The following is a 24,025-nucleotide window of genomic DNA, read 5'->3' on the forward strand; positions in this document are numbered from 1 at the left end:
GCCCATGGGGATGCTGACTGAGTTCAAGGAATTTGCCATGCGTGGCAACGTCATCGACCTGGCGGTCGGTGTCGTGATTGGTGCCGCGTTCGGCAAGATCGTCACGGCGCTGGTCGACAAGATCATCATGCCGCCGCTGGGCTACCTGATCGGCCGGGTGGACTTCTCGGAACTGGCCTGGACGTTGTCGCCGGCCCGGGTGGCGGCGGACGGCACGGAGATTCCCGCCGTGGTGATCGGCTACGGCGATTTCCTCAACACGCTGGTCCAGTTCATCATCGTGGCGTTTGCGATCTTCATGGTGGTGAAGGTCATCAACCGCCTGGCCAAGAAGAAGGAAGCGGCTCCGGCGGCACCGAAGGAAGAAATCCTGCTGCTGCGCGAGATCCGCGACAACCTCAGGAAATAAGGTGTGCGCACCAACGGTGCGCACCTACCGGTAGGTGGCGCACCGTTGGTCGCCACGCCGGAATTGGAAAACAGCATCTTCCCGAACCATGACCTCCCGCCCATGTGCGGCGGGACGATGCTGCTACTCTCGGACGCTTCCGCCCCGTTTTGTGGAGTTCGTCCATGCGTCGCCGCGTTCTTGCCATCGCCTCCACCCTCGCACTGCTGGCCTCGCCGGCCTTCGCCGCCCCTTCGACCACCACGCTGCCGCCGGCCTCGCTGGGTACCGCGGCGCAGCTGCGCGAGCAGGCACTGAAGGACGACACCGGCTGGAAGGTGGTGGAATCGCTGACCACCGAGATCGGCCCGCGTATTGCCGGCAGTGAAGCCGACGCGCGCGCCGTGGCCTGGGCGGTGGCCAAGTTCAAGGCGCTGGGCTTCGACAAGGTCTGGACTGAACCGGTGGAGTTCCCGAAGTGGGAACGCCGCAGTGAAAGTGCGCAGGTGGTCGGCAAGCATGCCCAGCCGCTGGCGATCACTGCACTGGGCGGCAGCCCGGGCGGCTCGGTGGAAGCCGAGGTGGTGCGCTTTGCCGATTTGGCCGCGCTGCAGGCCGCACCGGAGGGTTCGCTGAAGGGCAAGATCGCCTTCGTCGACTACCAGATGACCGCGTACCGCGATGGCCGCGACTACGGCAAGGGCGGCGCAGTGCGTAGCAAGGGTCCGTCTGAAGCCATCCGCAAGGGTGCGGTGGGCTTTGTGATGCGCTCGGCCGGTACGGATTCGCACCGCGTGCCGCACACCGGTATCACCCGCTTCGACGAGGGCCTGACCCCGGTGCCGGCGGCCGCGCTGTCGGTGCCCGATGCCAACCAGTTGGCGCGTCTGGTCGCGCTGGGCACCACCCGCATCAAGCTCGACCTGGATTGCGGTTGGGACGGCAAGGCCACTTCGTACAACGTCATCGGCGAGATCACCGGGCGCAGCCTGCCCAAGGAAGTAGTGGTGATCGGCGGGCATCTGGATTCATGGGACCTGGGCACCGGCGCGGTCGATGACGGCGCAGGCGTGGCCATCACCATGGCCGCCGGCCACCTGATCGGCCAGCTCAAGCAGGCTCCCAAGCGCACCATCCGCGTGGTGGCCTTCGCCAACGAAGAACAGGGTCTGTATGGCGGCAAGGCGTACGCCGAAGCACACGCCAAGGACATTGCCCTGCACCAGGTGTCGGCCGAGAGCGACTTCGGTGCCGGTCGTATCTATGCGTTCAACACCGGTTCGCCGAACCCGGAAGGTTCGCGCGAAGCGACCCGCCAGATTGCCGAAGTGATGAAGCCGTTGGGTATCGAGTACGTGGCCGACAAGGGTGGCCCGGGCCCGGATATCGGCCCGCTCGCCGCCAAGGGCGGTGCCTGGGCGTGGCTGGCGCAGGACGGCAGCGACTACTTCCACCTGCACCACACCGCCGACGACACGCTCGACAAGATCGATCCGGCCGCGCTGGCACAGAACGTCGCCGCCTACACGGTGTTCGCGTACCTGTCCGCCGAGGCCGAGGGTTCGTTCGGCAGCGAGGCCAAGCCGACCACGCCGCCGAACGAATGACCGATCACGACCGGGCGGTTCCCCATACATCGGGGGCCGCCCGGGTCGGCACTTCCGGGCGGTACACCGGGTCTTTTCCACTACCCCGTGTTGCTTCGTAATCGCGCAGAGCCGCCAATGCCGGCTTCTGCAGCAGCAGCAACGCGATGATGTTCAGCCAGCACATCATGCCGACGCCGATGTCGCCCAGCGTCCACGCCACGGTCGCGGTGTTCAGCGCCGAATAGCTCATCGCGGCCAGGAAGGCGATCCGGAACGCGGCCAGCAGCTTCGGCGGCGGCCGGTTGCGGCTCAGGTACACCAGGTTTGTCTCGGCGGTGTAGTAAAGCGCCAGGATGGTGGTGAACGCGAACGGCAGGATGGCCAACGCAATGAACGAACGACCAAACCCGGGCAGCGCCGATTCCACTGCCTGCTGCACATAACGCGGCCCGGCTTCCAGTGCGCCAACGTTGGAGACGATGAACTGCCCCGTCTGCGACAGCGGGTCGTAGACGTTGTACGCACCGGTGGAGAGGATCAGGAACGCGGTGGCACTGCACACCACCATGGTGTCGATGTACACCGAGAACGCCTGCACCAGACCCTGCTTGACCGGATGTGACACGTCTGCGGCCGCCGCAGGATGGGCACCACTGCCCATGCCCGCCTCGTTGGACAGCACGCCGCGACGCACGCCCCACTGGATGGCCGTGCCGATCATCGCGCCGAACGCGGCGTCAGTGCCGAACGCGCTGCGCAGGATCATCACGAACATCTCTGGAACCGCGTCGACGTTGAGCACCATGACGATGCCCGCCACCAGCAGATAGCCGACCGCCATCACCGGCACCACCACCTGCGTGACCTGGGCGATCCGGCGCACGCCGCCGAACAGCACCAGGGCCACACCGCTGCCGATCACCGCTGCAGTCACCCAGCCCGGAATGGCCCACGCTTCGTCCACTGCGCTGACAATGGCATTGGACTGGGTGCCGGGCAGGAACAGCCCGCATGCCACCAGCGTGCTGAGGGCGAACAACACGGCGTACCAGCGCTTACCCAGCCCGCGCTCGATGTAGTAGGCCGGGCCGCCGCGGAACATGCCATTGCTGTCGCGCTCCTTGTAAATCTGCGCCAGGGTCGATTCGACAAATGCGCTGGCGGCACCGAGGAAGGCCACCAGCCACATCCAGAAGATCGCCCCCGGCCCACCGTAGGCGATGGCCATGGCCACGCCGGCAATGTTGCCCACGCCCACCCGGCTGGAGAGGGACATGCTGAGCGCCTGGAACGAGGACACGCCCGAACCGGAGCTGCGCCCCTGGGTCATCAGGCGCAGCATGTCCGGCAGCGCCCGCAACTGGATGAAGCGCGTACGGAGGCTGAAGTACAGGCCGACCAGCAGACACAGAGCGACCAGCACGGGGCTCCAGACCACGCCTACGACGTAGGTGACAATGGCTTCAATGTTCAAGGAACCTCCTGCGGTCAGAAGAACATGCCCAGCGCGATCTGCGGGCTGATGTAGCTGCCGGTGTTGCGGCCGGCCACGCTGAACTCGACGCCGGCGATCAGCCCGACGTTCGGCGAGAAGTGGTACTCCACCGCAGGGGCCAGACTGACCACGCGGGTCGCCGGCAGACGCAGTTCAACGCGCTGTGCGTTGCCGTCCGCGCCGGGCGCATAGCCGCTCAGGCGGCGGTCGGACTGGCGGCTGGCGGCCACTTCGAACACGCCCACCCAGCGCGAGCTGAAGCTGTACTCGGCGGCGGCGGAAACGCCCAGCAGCGAGCCGGGGGCATAGTTGCCGCGGAAGCCATCCGGAGTGCCGTACACGCTGTTGTCGTTCAGGGCGACACGTGCCGGAGCCGGGCTGGCGGTGAGCTGGGCGCGCCAGCGCAGCGGTCGATCGTTGGGCATCCAGACGACCTGCTGCATGCCGAGGCCGAAGCTGGTGCGCTGCACACCGTCACCCTGGGCATTGAGCGGATTGCCGCCGATGCGGTCATAGCTGCCGGTGGCATAGCGCTGGGTGACCGACAGCGAGATGGCCGGGCGGGTGCCGTCTTCGTTGGACTTCTGCAGTGCGTACTGGACCATGGCGGTGGTATCGCCGGCGCGGAAACCACGGCTGCGTTCGCCGGCGGCCTCCACGCGTGCCGCGCTGAGGTTGACCTGGGCGGTGACACGCTCGCCCAGACCGTAGGCGATCGGCAGCACCATCAACCAGGCGCTGCTGTCGGGGCTGTCATGGCGACGGCCTTCGCCATCGTAGTAGCGGTCGCTGTCGGTGCGAATGAGATAGGGCTCGACGTAGGCGTTGCCCTTGGGCATGCCGGCCGGATTCGGGGTGATCAGCGGGCCGGTGAAGTTGACGCCGTCAAGGGTGCGGCCGCTGGCCGAGGCCATGGCCGGAACGAACATCAGGGTGGCCAGGGCCAGGGGGATCAGTCGCGACATGGGTGCTTCCTGTGGTGTTGGAAGCTGCAATCTGCCGGGCGCTGTCGCGTTGAAAAATCATTAAATGTTCAAAGTTGGGGGTTCTGTGAACTTTGTGGGCAAGTTGGTGTTGTTTGCGACAATGGTTGTCGCATTTGGGTGAAAGCAGACACGCATGGCGTGTCACTACGGGTGTCGGGCACAAAAAAAAGCCCGGTCGCAGAGCGACCGGGCTACCGGGATTCGTCACACCCCACGCGGTGAGCGACACGGACGGTCCGTGTTCCGGACAACGGTGCCGCACTGCGTGGGTGTCTCTCCTCACCTACGCAATACAGTACCGCTGCTCAGAGTGGCGCATTCAACAGTCGCGCCACCATCCGAAAACTCCGAATCGCCTGTAGTCACTGCTGAATGGCAGCAGTTGGTCACACCACGCGGGGCAGCGCAGCTGCGCCACCCCGGTCAATCTGATCAGCGCGACGCCTTCCGAGCGTCGCCTACCTGCGAATACCAGTGCGACAGCAGCACCGCCGTCGCCGAGGCCACATTGAGGCTTTCCACCGCACCGCTACCGGGAATGGACACCTGCAGGTCGCAGTCCTGCGCCAGGTCGCGGTCCATGCCCTCGCCCTCAGCACCCATCACATACACCAGCCGCGCCGGCAGCGTGCTGGCGAACAGGTTGTCGCCTCCTTCGACCAGCGTGGCCGCCAGACCGAAACCGGCCTGGCGCAGCTGCGCCATCGCCTGCGGCAGTTCGGGCAGACGCACCAGCGGCACCGCTTCCGCACCGCCTTCTGCAACACGCGCGGCGGCCCCGGACAGCGCCAGCGTGGCCCCCGGCGGCAGCAGCAGACCGGCCACGCCGAAGTGCGCGGCCGAACGCAGAATGGCACCGAAGTTGTGCGGGTTGCCCACCCCGTCCAGCCACAGGGCCAACACCGGCTTGTCGGCCGGCAGGCCGTCCAGCCAGTTCGCCAGTTCCAGCATCGGCGCACGCAGCACGTCGGCCACCACGCCTTCGTGATGGGTGGTGGCAGCGAGCTTGTTCAGGTCGCCCTCTTCCACCACGCGATAGCCGACGCGGTTGGCCACGCACCATTTCAGCAGCGGCTGCAGGCGCGGAATCATCGCTTCGGCCAGGTACAGCTTGCGCAGCGCCTGCGGGCGTCGCTCGAACAGGGCCAGCACGGCATTCAGGCCGTACAGGCGCAGCTCATCGTTGCCACGCCCGGGCGGCGTGCCATGACCACCGCCGTGCCCGCCGCCCTCACGCGGGGGCAGCGGGGTGGCGCGCGGCGGACGCGCCGACGGACGGCGTGCGTTTTTCCAGGGATCATTCACTACGGGACAGCTCCAGCTTGCGTTGACGCCAGAAGTCGGCGTTCTTGATGCCCAGCGCATCCGGGTCGAAGATCGGGTCCAGGCCCAGCTTCTTCTGCCGTTCGTAGTCGCGCAGGGCCAGCATCGCCGGCTTCTGGATGATGAAGATGGCAATGATGTTCAGCCAGGCCATCAGGCCCACGCCGATATCGCCCAGGCCCCAGGCCAGGGTGGCGTTGTGGAAGGCACCGAAGATCACCATGCCGATGATGCCCAGACGCAGCAGCAGGACGGTCAGCGGGCGATGCTTGTTGTGGTTCACATAGCTGAGATTGGTCTCGGCCATGTAGTAGTACGCCATGATGGTGGTGAAGGCGAAGAAGAAGATCGCCATCGACACGAACGACGCGCCCCAACCCGGCAGCACGGCTTCCACACCGGCCTGGGCGTAGCCCGCACCTTCCGGAATACCGGCCAGGCCCTGGAAGATCGGCGCTGCGCCTTCCACCGGCGAGTACACGTTGTAGGTGCCGCTGGCCAGAATCAGGAAGGCGGTGGCGGTGCACACCATCATGGTGTCGAAGTAGATCGCGAAGGCCTGCACGTAACCCTGCTTGGCCGGGTGCGAGACTTCCGACGCCGCAGCGGCGTGCGGGCCCGAGCCCTGGCCGGCTTCGTTGGCGTAGATGCCGCGCTTGACGCCCCATTCAATCGCCAGGCCCATCATCGCGCCAAAGGCGGCGTGGGTACCGAACGCGCTGTTGAAGATGATGCCGAACATTTCCGGCACGCGCTCGTAGTTGATGATCATGATGGCGAGGGCCATCAGGATGAAGCCGGCAGCCATGAACGGCACCACGATTTCGGCGAAGTTGGCGATGCGCTTGACGCCGCCGAAGATCACCACCGCCAGCAGCAGGGCCACCACGATGCCGATGCCGAGCTTGAGCGCGGCCACCGATTCCATGCCGAACGCCTGGCCATCGAGCGGCCCACACAGCGCGCCGCCGCGGCAGGCATTAATGATGCTGTCGGCGATGGCATTGGCCTGCACGCCCGGCATCAGGAAACCGGCCGCGATGATGGTGGCGATGGCGAACGCCATGGCATACCACTTCAGACCCATGGCCTTTTCAATGTAGTACGCCGGACCGCCTCGGTAGCGCCCTTCGGCGTCCTTGGTCTTGTAGATCTGCGCCAGGGTGCATTCCACGTACGACGTGGACGCGCCGAGGAAGCCCATGATCCACATCCAGAAGATGGCACCGGGACCGCCGAAGGCGATGGCGGTGGCCACGCCGGCGATGTTGCCGATGCCCATGCGCCCGGCCATCGACATGGCCAGCGCCTGGAACGAGGAGACACCGGCGTCAGACTTTTCGCCCTTCACGGTGAGGCGGCACATTTCCGCGAAACCGCGGAGCTGCATGAAGCGGGTGCGCAGGCTGAAGTACAGCCCCGCGAGCAGGCACACGGCGATGAGTGCCTTGCTCCAGATGATGCCATTGATGAAATGTACGGCTGCTTCCACGCGCTCTCTCCAGTCGGCGGAAAATAAAGGGCGTCCCGTCGGCTGGAAGGGACCGCCTTGATTCTCGCTGATTGGAGGCCCCACCGGTAGGTGCCAACCGTTGGTTGGCACCGTTCAGGTTAGGCGTGACCGCCTACGGACGGGGTTTCCGCTTCCTGCTTCTCCAGCTCGCGGGCCACGGCTTCGGGCGAGCGGGTGTACGGGGCCAGCACGGCGTAGAACGCCGGGACCACGAACAACGACAGGAACGTGGACACGGTGACGCCGAAGATCACCACGATGCCGATGGTGCCGCGACTGGCTGAACCCGGGCCGCCGGCGACCACCAGCGGGATCGCACCCACCACGGTGGCGATGGAGGTCATCAGGATCGGCCGCAGGCGGACCATGGAGGATTCGACGATGGCCCGGTGCACGTCGCGGCCTTCATCGCGCAACTGGTTGGCGAATTCGACGATCAGAATGCCGTTCTTGGCCGCCAGGCCGACCAGCATGACGATGCCGATCTGGCTGAACAGGTTGATCGTGCCGCCACTGACATACAGCCCCAGCAAGGCCCCGAGCACGCCCAGCGGCACGGTGAGCATGATCACCAGCGGGTGGATGAAGCTCTCAAACTGCGCCGCCAGCACCAGGAACACCACCAGCAGAGCCATGGCGAAGGTCAGCAGTACCGCGCTGCCGGCGTTCTGGTATTCACGCGATTCGCCCTTCCAGTCGATCTGGGCGTGCTGCGGCAGTTCCTCGCGGGCGGTCTGCTGCGCCCAGGCGATGGCTTCGCCCAGCGGGTAGCCCGGGGCCAGACCTGCGCTGATGGTGATCGAGCGCAGGCGGTTGAAGCGGTTCAGGTTGCCGGCCTCGGCCACTTCACTGAGGGTGACCAGGTTGGACAGCGGTACCAGTTCGCCACTGCTGGCGCGCACGCGGATCGCGGCCAGATCGTCCGGGGTGGTGCGGCCTTCGCGACCGGCCTGGACCAGCACGTCGTACTCCTCACCGTTGTCGACGAAGGTGGTGACCCGGCGCGAGCCCATCATGGTTTCCAGCGCCGACCCGATCGCAGTGACCGACACGCCCAGATCCGCCGCACGCTGGCGGTCGATGTTGACCCGCATCTGCGGGCGGGTCTCCTTGTAATCCGAGTCCGGCCCGACCAGGCCGGGATTGTCGGCCATGCGCGCCAGCATGCGGTCGCGCCACTGGGCGATTTCGGCGTATTCCGGGCCACCCAGCACGATCTGGAAGGGCTGCCCGCCACTGCGCACCAGCCCACCGCCGACCTGGGTGCGCACGCGCACGCCGCGCATCACATCCAGATGTTTCTGCAGGTCGGCCGCCACGTCCATGGTGTTGGTGTCACGTTCGCGCCACGGCTGCAGGAACACGCTGATGCGGCCGGTGTGCATTTCCTCGCTGGCCCCGAAGCCGCCGGGCACGCGTGGGTTGGCGCGGACAATCGGTTTGTCGTCGCCAACGAAGCCGCTGACGATCTGCTCGACCTGCTGCACCTGGCCGACGGTGTAGTCATAGCCCGCCCCTTCCGGGCCGTCGATCATGATCTGGAACGAGCCACGGTCTTCTGCCGGGGCCAACTCGGACGGCAGCACTTTCAACAGCAGCGCGCTGGCCGCCAGCGACAGGATCATCACCACGATGTAGATCCAGGTGCGGCCCACATGCGCATCGAGGAAGCGGCCGTAACTGGCCGAGACGCGGTCCAGGTTGCGGTTGATGAAGCCATGCAGGCCCTTCGGGGCCCGGCCGGTATGCGGCTTGAGCAGCTTGGAGGCCATCATCGGGGTCAGGGTCAGCGACACGAACGCCGACAACGCCACCGCCGCGGCCAACGCGACCGCCAGTTCGCGGAACAGACGGCCGGTGTTGCCCTCCAGGAAGCCCACCGGCAGGAACACCGCCACCAGCACCGCGGTGGTCGCGATCACCGCGAACGCCACCTGCGCGGTACCGCGCTTGGACGCGACCAGCGGCGGTTCGCCGAGGTCGATGCGGCGCTGCACGTTTTCCACCACCACAATGGCATCGTCGACCACCAGGCCGATACACAGCACCAGCGCCAGCAGGGTCAGCAGGTTGATCGAGAAGCCAAAGGCGTACAGCGCGATGAACGCGGCAACCAGACAGACCGGTACGGTCACCGCCGGAATCAGCGCCGCGCGGAAACTGCCCAGGAACAGCCAGATCACCACCAGCACCAGCAGCATTGCTTCGACCAGGGTGGCGTAGACGCGATCCACCGCGGCTTCAATGAAGGTGGTGTTGTCGAAGGCGACGAAGATATGGGTGCCATCGGGCAAGGTCTGCCCTACCCGCTCGGCCTCGGCGCGTGCGGTACGGGCCACGTCCAGCGAGTTGGCGGTGGAAGTCTTGACGATGCCCAGGCCGATGCCGGGTTCGCCGTTGCTGCGGTAGTAGGCGCGTCGCTCCGACGAGGCCAGCTCGATCTTGGCCACGTCGCCCATGCGCACGACATAGCCGTCCGCGCCCTTGCCGAGCGGAATGGTGGCGAAGTCTTCCGGCTTCACGTAGTTGCGCTCCACGCGCAGGGTGAAGTCGCGGTCGGTGGATTCCAGGCGGCCGGCGGGCAGCTCGACGTTCTCGTTGCGCAGCGCGGTTTCAACATCACCGACGGTGAAGCCGCGCGCGGCCAGCTGGTCGCGGTCCAGCCACACGCGCATGGCGTAGCGCTGGCGGCCGCCGATGCGGACCTGGGCCACGCCGTCAAGGCTGGAGAAACGATCCACCACGTAGCGGTCTGCGTAATCGCTCAGCTCCAGCGTGTTCATGCTGGAGGAGGTCATGTTGAACCAGATGATGGGATCTGCGTCACTCTCGACCTTGGCGATTTCCGGTGGGCGTGCCTCTTCGGGCATGCGGTCGGCCACGCGGCTGACCGCATCGCGCACGTCGTTGGCGGCCGCTTCGATATCCCGGTTGGAGGTGAATTCGATGCTGACCTGGGAGCGGCCGTTGGAGCTGCGCGCGTTGATGGTGTCGATGCCTTCGATGCCGGCCAGGGCGTCTTCGAGGACCTGGGTGATGCGGCTTTCAATGACGGCGGCCGAAGCGCCCGTGTAGTCGACCGAGACCGAGACGATCGGCGGGTCGATGGCAGGCAGTTCGCGCAGGGTGAGGCGGGTGAACGACATGATGCCGAGCACCACCAGCAGCAGGCTCATCACCACGGCGAACACCGGCCGCTGGATGGAGATGTTGGAGAGCTTCATCCGGCGCTGTCCACCGGTGCGGTGGCCTTCTGTGCGGGCGGCTGCGTCGGAGTGGCGGACGGGTCAGCCGCGGGAGCCGATGTCGGCCCGGCGGCGGGGGTGTCGTTGACCTTTAGGCCGGGGCGCAGCTTGCCGGTACCGTCAACGACGATGCGGTCGCCCGCCTTCACGCCTTCGCGGATTTCAACCACACCGGCGCGGCGCGCGCCGCTGACCACGTCGACGCGTTCGACGCTCTGATCGGCTTTCACGCGATAGACGAAGGACTCGCGGCCTACCTGGACGACGGCGATTTCGGGGATGACCAGCGCCTGGCGCTCGGGGCGGAACATGCGCACATCCAGCAGCATGCCGGGGCGCAGCGCGTGGTCGGCGTTGATGAAGTCGGCGCGCACGGTGACGGCGCGGGTACCGGGATCGACACGGGTGTCGATGGTGGCAACTTCGCCTTCAAAGGTGCGGCCGGGATAGGCGACGCTGGTGGCGGTGACCTTATCGCCCTTGCCCAGCGAGGCGAGTTCGGCTTCGGGCACCTGGAAGTCGACGTGCATGCGTTCGATGTCGTCGAGGGTGGCGATGACGGTGGTGGGGGTGACCAGCGAGCCTTCGCTGACCTGGCGGATGCCGAGCACGCCGGCGAAGGGGGCACGGACGCGGCGGTCGCCGATGTCGGACTTCATTTCCAACACGCGAGCCTCGGCGGCATCGCGGATGGCGCGCTGGGTATCGAGGGTGGCGCTGGCGACGAGCTGCTGGGCGGCGAGTTCGCGCTGGCGCTTGTACAGTTGGTCGGCTTCGGCAAAGGTGGCCTGGGCCTGGACGAGCGCGGCTTCCTGGGCCTGGCCACGCAGGGTGACGAGGGGGGTGCCGGCGGCGACCTGCTGGCCACTTTCGAAGTGAACCTTCTCGATGATCTCGCTGACCTTGGCGGTCACGGTGACGGATTCGCGGGCCTTGGCGGTGCCGAGGGCCTGCAGGGTGTCGTTCCACGCGGAGGTCTGCACCACCTGGGTGGTCACCGGGACCTGTTCAGCCTGCCGGCGAGCGGCCTCGTCCTTGCTGCCACAGGCGGCCAGAAGGGCCAGACCCAGGCCAGCGGCGATGCGCGCGGTGATGCGTACCAACATGCAGAACAACCCCAAAGATTCTACGACGGCCGAGTGTAGCGGCCGAGCCGTGAGGGCATATGTGCCAAGCGTTTACCGGGGCCTTCACGTCCGCGCGGTGACACCGGAAACCCCTTTCGTGCTGGGCTATGCGGGGCGTGTATCGGCGTGTGTCAGTGCGTGTCGCTTTGCCTCGGGTTGGTCGCTAACGGCGGCGTCTTGGTTGTTCCGTGCGGGAGGCTGCGTAGGGACACGCCATGCGTGTGCGGCCGTGGCCGGGGTCCATGAGGACACGCATGGCGTGTCCCTACGGCCCCGGCCAGATCTCAATACCGGTAATTCACCTTCAACCACGCCGTCCGGCCCGGCTCGTTGATCCGCACCGGATCCGCCGGAAAACCAAAATCCGCGCTCCCGGCCAGATTCAGATGCTCGCTGTAAGCGCGGTCAAACACATTGTCGACGCCGGCACTGACCGAGAGGCTGTCGTTGAACCGGTACGCCGCATTCAACGCAAACGTCGCAAACCCGGCGCTAGGCCCCAGATCCTGGGCCACCACATTGCCCTGCCCCGTTGCCACGCGATGCTGATGCGTGACCGCACGAACCAACGCCCCGGCACTCCAGCGCGCGCCCTCCCAGTTGGCGGTCAGCCTCGCTTCCAGCGGCGGCATCTGCGGCAATGCTGTGCCGTCGCTGCGGTTCTCGCCCCAGGCGTAGGCCAGGGTGCTGCCGAGCTTCCAGCCCTGCCCGACCTGCAGTTCGGCACCGGCTTCGGCACCGGCGATGCGGGCGTCAATGTTGCTGGCTTGGCTGCTGCTGCCCATCATGCCGCCGGCGCGGTAGGTAAACAGGATGTAGTCCTGGATGCGGCCGGCATAGGCGGAGACCCAGGCGTTGAGGCGGTCCGTTCGGTACTGCAGGCCGAGGTCGAGCTGGGTAGTCTTTTCCGGCTGGATGCTGCTGAACGCGTTGATGCTGCCATCGGGGCCGCTGTCGGGCGAGAACAGCTCCCAGTAATCCGGCATGCGTTCGCTGTGGCCAACGCCGGCATACGCGGTGAGTGCACTGCTGAGATCGCGCTCCCAGCGGAAGAAGCCGCTGCCGAGATCTTCGCGACGGGTCTGGCCCGAGGTGGGATTGGGCATGCCCATCATGCCGCCGCTGCGGCGCTCATCGGTGACCTCGGCACGGTCCATACGCAGACCGCCGACCCAGCGCTGGGCCGTGCCTTCGCGGAGGGTGATTTCACTGAAGACACCGCGTTGTTCAAAGCGGGCGTCGACGCTCCACGGCTGCTGGCGGTAGGTGTTGCGACCCATGCCGCTGCGGCTGCGGTGACGGCTGTCCTGGGCATCAACGCCGGCGACAACGGCAACGTTCTGCCAGCGCCATTCGGCGGCGACGCGGCCGCCGGTAGTGCGGCGATCGACATTTGCCGCCATTGGCATGGGCATGCTGCTGGCCATGTTCGGCTCGCGCAGGGTGTAGTTGTCCATCAGGTGGTCGGCGTCGTTGTAGTAGACGTTGGCGAGCACCTTGTCCCATGCGCCCGGCAGATTGTCCTTCTCGAAGCGGGCGGCGTAGCTGGTGCGCTTGAACGCCGCGCCGTCCATGCCACGTCCGGCATAGCGGGCGATGGCATCGCCGGTGCCGGCGGACAGCTCCAGCACGGTGTCGGCGTCGGGGGTCCAGCCGATGGCGACGTCGCTGTTCCATTTGCGCCATTTCGAGGGCACGACATCACCGTTGCCGTCTTTGTAGTCATCGGCTTCGGAGCGGTTGCCGTTGACCCGCACATAGCCCTGCGAAGCACCGGCGGTGAGGTCGAGGACCTGGTCGTTGCGGTTGCGCGAGCCGACCAGGGCACTGGCGTCGAGGTCGATGCCGGGGGCGTCGAAGCGCGGGGTGTCGCGCTCGAAACGCACGGTGCCGGCGGACGCACCGGCACCCCAGCGGACGCTCTGCGGCCCCTTGATGATGGTGAGGCGATCAAAGGTTTCTGGCGCGATGTAGGACAAGGGGTTGTCCATGCGCGAGGGGCAGGCACCGATCAGGTTGCCTTCATTGCTGACGATGTTCAGGCGCGAACCGAACATGCCGCGCAGCACCGGGTCGCCATTGGTGCCGCCGTTGCGTATGGCGGAGAAGCCGGGAACGGTCTTGAGGTAGTCGGCTCCGTCACTGGCCGGCACCGGTTGGCGCGGCAGACGGGGGTCGGTGACCCACTGCAGCGGTGACGACGGCGCGGCGGCGGTGACCACCAGGGTATCGAGGGTGCGGGCGTCGTCGCGATCGGCAGCGTGCAGCGCGGGGGCGATCAACGCCAGGGACAGGCAGACAGACAGGCGCGTCAGTGCGCCCGGGGTGCGGGAAGCAAACGTCATGTTGGAACTCCAGGAACACGCGGAACTGCACGCCGCCGGTGTGGCAGCGCGCAGCAGAAAAATCAGTGGGCGGTGTTCAGGCGTTCAGTGGAGGGCCGCGGGCGGCGTGGGCGGGCCAGCGCAGGCTGCGTGGCGTGGCGACGGTGCGCAGCACCGGGGGGGCGATGCGCGGCAAGGCCGGCAGCAGCACCAGGAGGACCGCCAGCCACGGCATCAGCCGTGACGCCATCATGCAGTATTCGCAGGCCTCACCATGCCCGGCGTGGGGGTCCAATGGCGGCGCGGGTTCGGCCGGCATCGCGTGATGCGCGTGATGCGGCATGGCATGCGATGCACCGTGATGCATGGCCGCGTGGTCGTGCATCGGGGGCGGTGAATCGGCGTCGGGCAAGGCAGGCATGACATGCGCCATGCCGCCGGGCATCAGCATCAGCGGATCACCGTGCGCCTGCTGCCAGCGGCTCAGCAGCGGAGCCAGCGCCATCAGCAGCGTCGCCACGAAGGCGAGCTGCAGCAGGAAGGCGTAGGGACGGCGACGGCGGTTCACCGGGGAATTGTAGCGACCGGGATGCGGCCGAACGCCGCGTGCGACCAAGCGTCGCAGGGTGTCACGCACCGCCTGGGCCGGCCAACGGCCGGCCCTCGTCAGACTGTAATCGTCTGGGTAAGAGATTCCCACGTAGGCGGCACCGGCCAGTTCGCCTCCTGGTTCCCATCAATCACCCGGCGCAGGTCGCGGGTGTCGATCTGCGGGGCCAGCACGTGTACCAGCTCCAGCGCGTAATCACGCAGCACCCGGTCGCGCGGCAACACCGCCCAGGCAATGCATTCATCAATCGGAGCCGGGGCGGGCCATGCGCGCAGGTCTTCATCGCTGGCATTGACCGCCATTTCCGCCAGCAGGCCCACACCCAGACCGGTGCGCACATAGGTCTTGATCAGGTCCGCATCCAGCGCGGTCAACGCGATGTCCGGGGTCAGTCCAGACGCTGCGAACGCGCGCTGCAGTGACGAACTGCCCCGCGTGGACGACTCGTAGCTGATCAGCGGCTGCCCGGCCAGCGCATTCAGGTCGGGCGCAGCACCGGGGCGGTCCAGCGCATGCCCACGTGGCACCAGCACCAGCCGCCGCCAGCGGTACAGCGGAATGGCCAGCCCGGCGGTGGGTTCGGCTCCGGCGGTGGAGATGATGGCGATATCGGCATCGCCCTGGCTCAGCAGGTCCAGCGCGTCGCTCTCGGCCGCCTGCTGCAGGTGCACGCTGACCTGTGGGTAGGCCTGCTTGATCCGCGCCACCGCCGGCGGCAGCACGAAGCGGGCCTGGGTGTGGGTGGTGGTCAGAATCAACTGGCCCTGGCTTTCGCGGCGCTGGTTGGCAGCGTAGGTCCGGATGTTGTTGGCTTCGGCCAGCACCGCGCGGGCGCGACCGATCACCTCCACCCCGGCCGGGGTCACGGCCTCCAGGCTGCGTCCTTTACGTACAAACAACAGGAACCCCAGCTCGTCCTCCAGCTGTTTCAGCTGCTTGGACAGGCCCGGCTGGGTGGCATGCACCCGCGAGGCGGCCAGGGTGATGTTGAGCTCGGCGTCGGCGATGGCGACCAGGTAACGGAGTTGGGTCAGCGTCATGGGCGTGCCGCAGGCAGGGAAAGGGACGGCATGACTGTAAGACAGTTGCCGTCACCAGCTTATAACCAAACGTTGTTTATGAAGGTAATCAGGTCATTTCGCGCGGTCATATGCCGGCGCTACGGTCAGCGCTGAGCCGCCCGGCCCCCTTACGTTTACTGTGGAGCATCCCATGGCCCTGTACAACTCGATCCTGGACACCGTTGGCAACACCCCGGTGGTGCGCCTGAACCGGATCGCCCCCGAGCACGTCACCCTGTATGCCAAAGTCGAGTCGTTCAATCCCGGCGGTTCGGTCAAGGACCGCCTGGCCCTGGCCATCATCCTGGACGCCGAAGCGCGTGGCCTGCTCAAGCCCGGCGACACCATCGTGGAAGCGACCTCCGGCAACACCGGCGTGGCCTTGGCGATGGTGGCTGCGGCACGCGGCTATAAGTTCGTTGCCACCATGGTGGAAACCTTCTCGATCGAGCGCCGCAAACTGATGCGCGCCTACGGGGCCAAGGTGATCCTGACCCCGGCGGCCGAGCGCGGCTCGGGCATGGTGCGCCGTGCGAAGGAGCTCGCCGAGGAACATGGCTGGTTCCTGGCCAGCCAGTTCACCAACCCGGCCAATCCGGCCTACCACCGCAACACGACCGCGGCGGAGATCCTGCGTGACTTCGCCGGCAAGCGCCTGGACTACTTCGTGACCGGCTGGGGCACCGGCGGCACGCTGACCGGCGTGGGCGAAGTGCTGAAGGTGGCCCGCCCGGAAACCCGGATCATCGCCACCGAGCCCGAAGGCGCGGCGCTGCTGGGCGGGGCCGAGTGGAAGCCGCACAAGATCCAGGGCTGGACCCCGGACTTCGTGCCGGACGTGCTCAACCGCGAGGTGTACGACCAGTTGCTGAACATCGATGATGCCCGTGCGATTGAGACCTCGCGCCGGCTGGCGGCCGAGGAAGGCATCTTCGTGGGTATCTCGGCCGGGGCCACGGTGGCCAGTGCGCTGGACGTGGCGGCCAAGGCTGAACCCGGGAGTGTGTTGCTGGCGATGCTGCCGGATACCGGCGAGCGCTATTTCTCCACGCCGCTGTTCGCCGACATCAATGAAGGCTCGGATGACGAGTGGTTGGCGGGTACACCGTAGAGCGGGGCTTGCCCCGCTGACGCGCCGACCATGTAAAGCAGCGGGGCAAGCCCCGCTCTACCCCCCACGCCCACCTTCACGGTGGGCGTTCTGGTTTCCGGGGCCGGGTCGCACGGCCTGAGACGGCAATGACGCAGTCTCTACCTGCCGCCGGTTACCGTGAAGCCAGGCAGCAATCCCCCCAGTACGGCCCGGCATCAAAAGGAGCGGCACGCATGAAGATCGAAGTGTGGCAGGGCGACATCACGACCCTGGAAGTGGATGCGATCGTCAATGCGGCCAACGAATCCCTGCTTGGCGGGGGTGGGGTGGACGGTGCAATCCATCGGGCTGCAGGCCCCCAGCTGCTGGCCGAATGCGCCGCGCTGCCAGAACTGCGCCCGGGCGTGCGCTGCCCCACCGGCGAAGTGCGTGCCACGGCCGCGTACAACCTGCCGGCCCGACACGTGCTGCACACGGTCGGCCCGGTCTGGAACGACGGCACCCGCGCCGAGCCGGAACTGCTGGCCAACTGCTACTGGAAGTCACTGCAGCTGGCCGAAAGCCTGGGCCTGCATTCCATTGCCTTCCCCGCCATCAGTTGCGGCGTATTCGGTTATCCGCTGCACCAGGCCGCGCACATTGCCGCCACCGAGACGCTGGCCTGGCAGCGCTCGCACCGGGAACCGCAGCGGATCATCCTGGTGGCCTACAACGCCGCCACGTTCAAGGCGTATCAGTCGGCCTTGGCCGCGCTGGGGCAGCCAGTGGACGTGACCGGGCCGTTACCGCTGACAGGGATGGGCATGGCGATGCCAGCCACCGCACCGTAACAGGGGCGACCCTATGGGGTGGCTGTAGAGCCACGCCATGCGTGGCTTCGCGGTGCCGGACGAAAAGCAGCCACGCAGGGCGTGGCTCTACGGGTGTATCCATTCACGGATACACCCACTCACTGAAGAACGGCTGCAACGAGCGCCCGGCGGCCTTCTCCATCGCACGCTGGAAATCAGCAGTCACCACCGAACGCCCATCATTCCCCTGCGTATAGGCACGAATCCCACGCCAGAATGCCTCCTCCCCCAGTTCCGCACGCAGCAGATGCAGCACATACGCCCCCTTCTGGTACACCACCGCTCGATCATCCGCGGTCGGCGCGTTCCAGTCCGGGTACACCAGCGGGCGGTCTGCGCCTTTCGCGCGCAATGACTCCACCCGCTCGCGCCACGCCTTGATCTTCGCCTGGTACGCCGCCTCGCCCTGCGCATGCTGCAGGTACGCAGCGGTCATGAAGTTGGCCATTCCCTCGTTGAGCCAGAAGTGCTCCCAACCCGCACACGTCACCCGGTTGCCCCACCACTGGTGCGCCACTTCGTGCGCGATCAGCGCGATCTGATCCGGGTCACCGAGTACCTCGGCACCGTACGCCTCGGACATCACTGAAACCCCGGCCATTTCCTGGCCGATGGTGCGTGCCACCAGTACCTGGCTGTAGTCGCCTTGAAAGGGCAACCCTGCCTTGTCGGCGAAGAAATCGAGCATGTCGCCGGTGCGGGCGAAGATCTGTTTCAGCTGTTGTGGTGATCGGTTCACCGAGAGCAGATGCAGCGTGTTCTTGCCGTACGGCACGGTGGCCTGCTGATAACGCCCTGCGGCCAAGCCGTACACGTAGGCCGGCATCGGCGACGCCAGCATCCAGCGGTGCTCTACCCGTCCGTCCGGCAGCGTGCGCGATGGCAGCGCGCGGCCCGTGCCTGCGGCCTTCAGTTCTGGCGGCAGGGTCAACGACAGCGTGAGGGTTGCCCGTTCGTCGGGGGCATCCACCGACGGCATCCATTGGCTGGTGGAGAAGACGGTGTAGACCTCGTCGCGGTCCGGGGCGAACTCGAGACCGAATGGAGGTGCGCCCTCATAGTGGAGTTGCAGCGTGGTCGGTGCGTCCGTGGGCGCGGGTTGGTCCAGGGTGATGCGCAGGCGGCCGTCGTGTTGATTGAAGGCCAAGGCACGGTTGTTGTGGGCGACCGAGGTGACGTTCAGTTCGCCGCTGTCGAGGACCACTGCGGTGACGTCTTTGTCGGTGGCCTTCAGGGTTATCGACATCTGTCCGGTTACGCGCTCGCCCGCAATGTCGGGGACCAGTGCGACGTCGTAGTGAAGGATGTCTACGGCGCGGTCATTTGAGGCCAATGCCGGCATTGATGGAAGCAGGAGCGCAGCGATCAGCCAGGGGCGCATGGGGAATCCGTTCGGAGTGCGAGATTCGGATCGTGACAGATGTGGTCGGGTGTTGTGGGTAATGCGCAAACGGCAGCCGGGCAAGCCCGGCTCTACGTACGGATCCAAACCAGGAATGCCGTCAGCCGAGGGCATTTCGCGCACAAAAAATCCGGTGCTGGACGGGCCGGCACCGGATTCTTTGCTACTTCAGCGGGTCAGGCGTGGATCAGCCGTTCCACTTGCCCAGGGCGGCCTGGCCGTTTTCCTTGGCACGCTCGAACACGGTCTTCTGTGCGGCGGCGTAGTTGGCCTTCATGTCCTTGGCCCACAGCTTCAGTGCAGCCTGCTGCATGGCGCGGCCGTAGGAGAAGCTCAGCGGCCACGGCAGGTTGCCCATCTGGTTCATTGCGTTCAGGTGCGCGGTCGACTGCTCGTCGCCCTGGCCGCCCGACAGGAACACCACGCCCGGCAGGATCGCCGGCACGGTGCTCTTCAGGCACATCACGGTGGACTCAGCCACTTCTTCCACGTCGGCCTGCTCTTCGCAACCCTTGCCCGAGATGACCATCGAGGCCTTCAGGATGGTGCCTTCCAGCAGCACGTTCTGCTGGTACAGCGCGTCGAACAGCGAACGCAGCGTGGCTTCGGTCACTTCGTAGCAGGTTTCGATGTCGTGATCGCCGTCCATGATCACTTCCGGCTCGACCATCGGCACCAGGCCACATTCCTGGCACAGCGCTGCATAGCGGGCCAGCGCGTGGGCGTTGGACTCGATGCAGGTGCCCGACGGGATGCTTTCGCCGATGTTGATCACCGCGCGCCACTTGGCGAAACGCGCACCCAGCTTGTAGTACTCCTGCAGGCGCTCGCGCAGGCCATCCAGACCTTCGGTGACCAGCTCGCCCGGGCAGCCGGCCAGCGGATGTGCACCCTTGTCGACCTTGATGCCCGGAATCATGCCGTGGTCGGCCATGTACTTGGCGAACGGCACGCCGTCCTTGGTCGACTGGCGGATGGTTTCGTCGTACAGGATCGCGCCGGAAATGTGCTCGTTGAGCTTCGGCGTGGTCAGCAGCAGCTCGCGGTAGGCGCGACGGTTCTCTTCGGTGTTCTCGATGCCCACGCTGGCAAAGCGCTTGGCGATGGTACCGGTGGATTCGTCGATGGCGATGATGCCCTTGCCGGGGGCGACCATGGCCTGGGCGGTTTCAGCCAGCTGTTCGATGCTCATGTATTTCCTGTGGCGGGTGCGGGAAAACCGCAATTATAGACCCGCCCTTCCCTGAACTGGCTGTCCACGGAGTCTGGAAACGCTTTCAGCCGGGCATGGCCCGGCTCTACCGTTGCATCAGCCGGTCAAGCGCGGCTCTACATCCGGGTTGCATGCGGCGGGTAGTGCCGGCCGGTGGCCGGCAACCCCATAAACGCAATCGAACCGTTACAGGTCGCCCAGGCCGCTGGCGCGGCCGTCTTCGCCCACTTCCAGCAGGCGAAGGGTGTTGGTCGCACCGTGGGTTTCCATGTGCTCGCCGCTGGTGAACACCACGCGGTCGCCTGCCTGCAGGCGATCCGCTTCCACCAGCAGGCGGATGCTGCCGCGCGCCGCTTCACGCGGGGTCAGGCCGCGGCTGTCGAAGTTGATCGGGAACACGTCGCGCATCAGCGCCATCTGCCGGCGTGCGCCGTCGTGGCGGGTCACCGCAAACACCGGGGCCGAGGCACGGAAGCGCGACAGGTAGCGCGCGGTGCCACCGGATTCGGTCATCGCCACGATGGCGCGTACGCCCACGTGCTGGGACAGGAACATGGTGGCCATGGCGATGGCCTGGTCAGCACGCTCCAGATTGCGCGGCGAGGCACCGAAGTCGGTTTCGGTCTGGAACTGACGCTCTGCACCCAGGCAGATGCGCGCCATTGCTTCGACCGCCTTGACCGGGTACGCACCGGCTGCGGTTTCGGCCGACAGCATCACCGCGTCGGTACCGTCGATCACCGAGTTGGCGACGTCCAGCACTTCGGCGCGGGTCGGAATCGGGCTTTCGACCATCGACTGCAGCATCTGCGTGGCGGTAATCACCACCTTGTTCTGCGCCAGCGAGGCCTTGATGATCTTCTTCTGCAGGCCCGGCAGCTCGGCGTCGCCAATTTCCACGCCCAGGTCGCCACGCGCCACCATCACCACGTCGCTGGCATCGACGATCTCTTCCAGATTCTCGATGGCTTCAGTGCGCTCGATCTTCGACACCAGCGCCGCATCGCAGCCGTGCTGCTGGGCGATGGCACGCGCATCGTTCATGTCCTGCGCGTTGCGGCAGAACGAGACGGCGATGAAGTCCACGCCGATCTTGGCGACGATGCCGATCAGTTCCTTGTCGCGTTCGGTCAGCGCGCCCAGCGACAGGCCACCGCCCTGCTTGTTCAGACCCTTGCGGTCGGACAGCACGCCGTCGTTGAGCACGGTGTTGATGATGCGTTCGCCCTGCACTTCCACCACCTGCAGCTGCATCAGACCGTCGTCGAGCAGCAGCACGTCGCCCGGACCCACGTCCTGCGGCAGGCCCAGGTAGCTAACGCCCACCTGGGTGGTGTCACCGGCCGGTGCATCCGGCGAGGCGACCAGGTCGAAACGGTCACCGGCCTTCAGCGTGATCTTGCCTTCGGCGAAGCGCTCGATGCGGATCTTCGGACCCGGCAGGTCGGCCAGGATGCCCACTTCCACGCCCACCCGCGCGGCAGCAGCACGTACGTCGGCGGCGCGCTTGGCCTGGCCGGACGGGTCGCCGTGACTGAAATTCAGCCGCACCACGTTGACGCCGGCGCGGAACAGATCCTCCAGCACGCCGGGCTTGTCTGTTGCCGGCCCGAGGGTGGCGAGGATCTTGGTGCGACGCTGACGCTCAATCATGGTTAAAGGGCTCCCTGGAAAGGATCAAAATTAGCACACCCTTCACGCCCCATGAATACGTTTACACCTTTGCGCCTGCTGGGTTTCGCAGATGTCCTACGGACAGTCCCGAAGGCCGGGACAGGACAGCGCGCGTCCAGCATGCGACATGCGGCGGCGTACGGAAATCAGGCCAGCAATGAAAGCAGCGCGTCCGGTGCCGCCGCAAGGTGCTGCGCACCCGCCGCCTGCAGCTCCGCCGCACCACCGAAACCCCACAGCACACCAACGTTGCGCATCTGATGATGCCGCGCACCCTCGATGTCCATGCGCCGGTCGCCGATCATCCAGCACTGCTGCGCCGGCAATTGCAGCCGACGCAGGGCCTCGGCCACCAACTGCGGTTTCTCGCTGCGGCTGCCGTCGATGGTCGCGCCGATCACGTCCTCGAAGCAGTTGCCGAATGGCAGATGCTCGACGATGCGCCGCGCATGCGGTTCGTTCTTGGCGGTCACGATCGCCAGGCGATGGCCGCGTGCATGCAGGTCCTGCACGACCTGACCGATGCCGGCGTAGACCTCGTGCTCGCGCCAGCCGACCACGTCGAAGCGCTCGCGGTAGTACGTGACCGCCTGCTCCACTTTTTCCGGATCATTGAACAACGGTGAAAAGCTGGTCCGCAGCGACGGACCGATCCAGCGCCGCAGTTCCTCCTGCGGCGGCACCGGCTGACCCATCTGGGTCAGCGCATGTGCCACGCACTGGGTGATGCCGACCGCAGAGTCGATCAGGGTGCCGTCGAGGTCGAAGAACAGGGTGTCGGATTCATGCCCGGCATGGGCTGCGACCATGCCGGGATGCGAAAGCGACATCAATTGCCCCGGGCTTCAAGCGCCGCCACGGCCGGCAGGGTCTTGCCTTCCAGGAACTCCAGGAACGCACCGCCACCGGTGGAGATGTAGCTGACCTGGTCGGCGATCTCGAACTTGTCGACCGCAGCCAGGGTGTCGCCGCCACCGGCAATGGAGAACGCCGGCGAGGAGGCAATGGCCTTGGCCAGCGCTTCGGTGCCATGGCTGAAGGCTTCAAACTCGAACACGCCCACCGGGCCGTTCCAGACCACGGTGCCGGCCTTGGCGATCAGCCCGGCGTAGTGCTGCGCAGTCTGCGGGCCGATGTCCAGGATCAGATCGTCTTCGGCAACCTCGCCGACCGCCTTCACCGAGGCCGGTGCATCCGGCAGGAACTGCTTGGCGACCACCACGTCGGTCGGCAGCGGAATGTCCGCGCCGCGAGCCTTGGCATCCGCCACGATCTTCTTCGCGGTATCCAGCAGGTCCGGCTCGTACAGCGACTTGCCCACCGGGTAGCCGGCGGCGGCGATGAAGGTGTTGGCGATGCCGCCACCCACGATCAGCTGGTCGACCTTGCCGACCAGGTTGGCCAGCAGCTCCAGCTTGGTGCTGACCTTGCTGCCAGCGACGATGGCCAGCAACGGCTGTGCCGGCGCATGCAGGGCCTGGGCCAGCGCGTCCAGTTCGGCCATCAGCAGCGGGCCACCGGCGGCCACCGGGGCGAAACGGATCACGCCATGGGTGGAGGCCTGCGCACGGTGCGCGGTGCCGAAGGCGTCCATCACGAACACGTCGCACAATGCGGCGTACTTCTTCGACAGCGCTTCATCGTCCTTGCCCTCGCCCACGTTCATGCGGCAGTTTTCCAGCAGCACGATGGAACCCGGTGCCACGTCCACGCCATCCACCCAGTCGCGGACCAGCGGCACATCGACGCCCAGCAGGGCCGACAGGCGCTGCGCTACCGGGGCCAGCGAATCGGCTTCGCTCCACACGCCTTCCTTGGGACGGCCCAGGTGCGAAGTGACCATCACCGCTGCGCCCTGCTCCAGTGCCCGCTTCAGGGTCGGCAGCGACGCGGTGATGCGCTGTTCGGAGGTGATGCGGCCGTTCTCGATCGGCACGTTCAGGTCCTGGCGGATCAGCACACGCTTGCCGGAAAGGTCGAGGTCGGTCATGCGGACGATGGACATGGGGCAGCAGCTCTTGTCGGAAAAGGAAAGGGCGCCGCGCACGGCGCGCAGCGCCCATTGTAACGAAGGCGTACCGACCAACGGTCGGTACCTACCGGCCAATGACAACCATTGGGTAACGACCAA

Annotated in this window: 18 protein-coding genes; 4 read left to right on the forward strand and 14 right to left on the reverse strand. The window is 66.3% G+C overall.

Features of this window, described 5'->3' with window-relative positions:
* Positions 1 to 4: 4 nt before the first annotated feature.
* Both mscL and PDM29_RS02915 read left to right on the forward strand, forming a co-directional pair.
* The gene (mscL, locus tag PDM29_RS02910) at positions 5 to 409 is read left to right on the forward strand and encodes a large-conductance mechanosensitive channel protein MscL (protein ID WP_311192403.1); all 405 of its coding nucleotides are present in this window, start codon (positions 5 to 7) and stop codon (positions 407 to 409) included.
* A gap of 164 nt (positions 410 to 573) precedes the next feature.
* Positions 574 to 1,995: a M20/M25/M40 family metallo-hydrolase gene (locus PDM29_RS02915; RefSeq protein WP_311192404.1), complete on the forward strand. Its 1,422-nt coding sequence runs from the start codon at positions 574 to 576 to the stop codon at positions 1,993 to 1,995.
* Positions 1,996 to 1,999: 4 nt separating this feature from the next.
* Here the strand turns inward: PDM29_RS02915 and PDM29_RS02920 are convergent, their stop codons facing one another.
* The 9 genes from PDM29_RS02920 to PDM29_RS02960 form a co-directional block, all read right to left on the reverse strand.
* Positions 2,000 to 3,445, reverse strand: coding sequence for an alanine/glycine:cation symporter family protein (locus PDM29_RS02920; RefSeq protein ID WP_425508740.1), 1,446 nt, complete (start codon positions 3,443 to 3,445; stop codon positions 2,000 to 2,002).
* Positions 3,446 to 3,465: 20 nt separating this feature from the next.
* Complete coding sequence (locus PDM29_RS02925) at positions 3,466 to 4,437, reverse strand: hypothetical protein (protein ID WP_311192406.1); 972 nt, start codon at positions 4,435 to 4,437, stop codon at positions 3,466 to 3,468.
* A 453-nt stretch (positions 4,438 to 4,890) separates the two neighbouring features.
* Positions 4,891 to 5,763, reverse strand: coding sequence for a TrmH family RNA methyltransferase (locus PDM29_RS02930; RefSeq protein ID WP_425508708.1), 873 nt, complete (start codon positions 5,761 to 5,763; stop codon positions 4,891 to 4,893).
* A complete protein-coding gene (locus PDM29_RS02935; RefSeq protein WP_311192407.1) occupies positions 5,756 to 7,273 on the reverse strand; it encodes an alanine/glycine:cation symporter family protein in 1,518 nt (505 codons plus the stop codon). The genes PDM29_RS02930 and PDM29_RS02935 overlap by 8 nt, the downstream gene beginning before the upstream one ends.
* Before the next feature lie 119 nt (positions 7,274 to 7,392).
* Complete coding sequence (locus PDM29_RS02940) at positions 7,393 to 10,518, reverse strand: efflux RND transporter permease subunit (RefSeq protein WP_311192408.1); 3,126 nt, start codon at positions 10,516 to 10,518, stop codon at positions 7,393 to 7,395.
* Positions 10,515 to 11,645: an efflux RND transporter periplasmic adaptor subunit gene (locus tag PDM29_RS02945; RefSeq protein ID WP_311192409.1), complete on the reverse strand. Its 1,131-nt coding sequence runs from the start codon at positions 11,643 to 11,645 to the stop codon at positions 10,515 to 10,517. Before PDM29_RS02945 ends, PDM29_RS02940 begins: the two co-directional genes overlap by 4 nt.
* Before the next feature lie 305 nt (positions 11,646 to 11,950).
* Entirely contained in the window at positions 11,951 to 14,011 is a 2,061-nt protein-coding gene (locus PDM29_RS02950; RefSeq protein WP_311192410.1) for a TonB-dependent copper receptor, read from the reverse strand.
* Between the two features lie 76 nt (positions 14,012 to 14,087).
* Complete coding sequence (locus PDM29_RS02955) at positions 14,088 to 14,558, reverse strand: DUF2946 family protein (protein WP_311192411.1); 471 nt, start codon at positions 14,556 to 14,558, stop codon at positions 14,088 to 14,090.
* Positions 14,559 to 14,656: 98 nt separating this feature from the next.
* A complete protein-coding gene (locus PDM29_RS02960; RefSeq protein ID WP_311192412.1) occupies positions 14,657 to 15,640 on the reverse strand; it encodes a LysR family transcriptional regulator in 984 nt (327 codons plus the stop codon).
* Positions 15,641 to 15,812: 172 nt separating this feature from the next.
* Between PDM29_RS02960 and cysK the strand changes: the two genes are divergently transcribed.
* The gene (cysK, locus tag PDM29_RS02965) at positions 15,813 to 16,772 is read left to right on the forward strand and encodes a cysteine synthase A (protein ID WP_311192413.1); all 960 of its coding nucleotides are present in this window, start codon (positions 15,813 to 15,815) and stop codon (positions 16,770 to 16,772) included.
* Positions 16,773 to 16,987: 215 nt separating this feature from the next.
* Positions 16,988 to 17,584, forward strand: coding sequence for an O-acetyl-ADP-ribose deacetylase (locus PDM29_RS02970; protein ID WP_311192414.1), 597 nt, complete (start codon positions 16,988 to 16,990; stop codon positions 17,582 to 17,584).
* Positions 17,585 to 17,687: 103 nt separating this feature from the next.
* Here the strand turns inward: PDM29_RS02970 and PDM29_RS02975 are convergent, their stop codons facing one another.
* From PDM29_RS02975 to PDM29_RS02995, 5 genes are all read right to left on the reverse strand, one after another.
* Complete coding sequence (locus tag PDM29_RS02975; RefSeq protein WP_311192415.1) at positions 17,688 to 18,986, reverse strand: M1 family metallopeptidase; 1,299 nt, start codon at positions 18,984 to 18,986, stop codon at positions 17,688 to 17,690.
* A 208-nt stretch (positions 18,987 to 19,194) separates the two neighbouring features.
* Positions 19,195 to 20,199, reverse strand: a complete 1,005-nt coding sequence (locus tag PDM29_RS02980; protein ID WP_311192416.1) for a class I fructose-bisphosphate aldolase — start codon at positions 20,197 to 20,199, stop codon at positions 19,195 to 19,197.
* A 207-nt stretch (positions 20,200 to 20,406) separates the two neighbouring features.
* On the reverse strand, positions 20,407 to 21,873 hold the full coding sequence (pyk, locus tag PDM29_RS02985; protein WP_311192417.1) for a pyruvate kinase: 1,467 nt from the start codon (positions 21,871 to 21,873) through the stop codon (positions 20,407 to 20,409).
* A 167-nt stretch (positions 21,874 to 22,040) separates the two neighbouring features.
* On the reverse strand, positions 22,041 to 22,724 hold the full coding sequence (locus PDM29_RS02990; RefSeq protein WP_311192418.1) for an HAD hydrolase-like protein: 684 nt from the start codon (positions 22,722 to 22,724) through the stop codon (positions 22,041 to 22,043).
* A complete protein-coding gene (locus tag PDM29_RS02995) occupies positions 22,724 to 23,899 on the reverse strand; it encodes a phosphoglycerate kinase (RefSeq protein ID WP_311192419.1) in 1,176 nt (391 codons plus the stop codon). Before PDM29_RS02995 ends, PDM29_RS02990 begins: the two co-directional genes overlap by 1 nt.
* Positions 23,900 to 24,025: the final 126 nt, after the last annotated feature.

It is taken from the genome of Stenotrophomonas oahuensis (assembly GCF_031834595.1).
In the GTDB taxonomy this organism is placed as follows: domain Bacteria; phylum Pseudomonadota; class Gammaproteobacteria; order Xanthomonadales; family Xanthomonadaceae; genus Stenotrophomonas; species Stenotrophomonas oahuensis.

Excerpts from the sequence above, each read along its gene's own strand:
- mscL (WP_311192403.1), top strand. The coding sequence starts at position 5 with ATGGGGATGCTGACTGAGTTCAAGGAATTTGCCATGCGTGGCAACGTC.
- PDM29_RS02915 (WP_311192404.1), top strand. The coding sequence starts at position 574 with ATGCGTCGCCGCGTTCTTGCCATCGCCTCCACCCTCGCACTGCTGGCC.
- PDM29_RS02925 (WP_311192406.1), bottom strand. The coding sequence starts at position 4,437 with ATGTCGCGACTGATCCCCCTGGCCCTGGCCACCCTGATGTTCGTTCCG.
- PDM29_RS02940 (WP_311192408.1), bottom strand. The coding sequence starts at position 10,518 with ATGAAGCTCTCCAACATCTCCATCCAGCGGCCGGTGTTCGCCGTGGTG.
- PDM29_RS02945 (WP_311192409.1), bottom strand. The coding sequence starts at position 11,645 with ATGTTGGTACGCATCACCGCGCGCATCGCCGCTGGCCTGGGTCTGGCC.
- PDM29_RS02950 (WP_311192410.1), bottom strand. The coding sequence starts at position 14,011 with ATGACGTTTGCTTCCCGCACCCCGGGCGCACTGACGCGCCTGTCTGTC.
- PDM29_RS02960 (WP_311192412.1), bottom strand. The coding sequence starts at position 15,640 with ATGACGCTGACCCAACTCCGTTACCTGGTCGCCATCGCCGACGCCGAG.
- cysK (WP_311192413.1), top strand. The coding sequence starts at position 15,813 with ATGGCCCTGTACAACTCGATCCTGGACACCGTTGGCAACACCCCGGTG.
- PDM29_RS02970 (WP_311192414.1), top strand. The coding sequence starts at position 16,988 with ATGAAGATCGAAGTGTGGCAGGGCGACATCACGACCCTGGAAGTGGAT.
- PDM29_RS02975 (WP_311192415.1), bottom strand. The coding sequence starts at position 18,986 with ATGCGCCCCTGGCTGATCGCTGCGCTCCTGCTTCCATCAATGCCGGCA.
- PDM29_RS02980 (WP_311192416.1), bottom strand. The coding sequence starts at position 20,199 with ATGAGCATCGAACAGCTGGCTGAAACCGCCCAGGCCATGGTCGCCCCC.
- pyk (WP_311192417.1), bottom strand. The coding sequence starts at position 21,873 with ATGATTGAGCGTCAGCGTCGCACCAAGATCCTCGCCACCCTCGGGCCG.
- PDM29_RS02990 (WP_311192418.1), bottom strand. The coding sequence starts at position 22,724 with ATGTCGCTTTCGCATCCCGGCATGGTCGCAGCCCATGCCGGGCATGAA.
- PDM29_RS02995 (WP_311192419.1), bottom strand. The coding sequence starts at position 23,899 with ATGTCCATCGTCCGCATGACCGACCTCGACCTTTCCGGCAAGCGTGTG.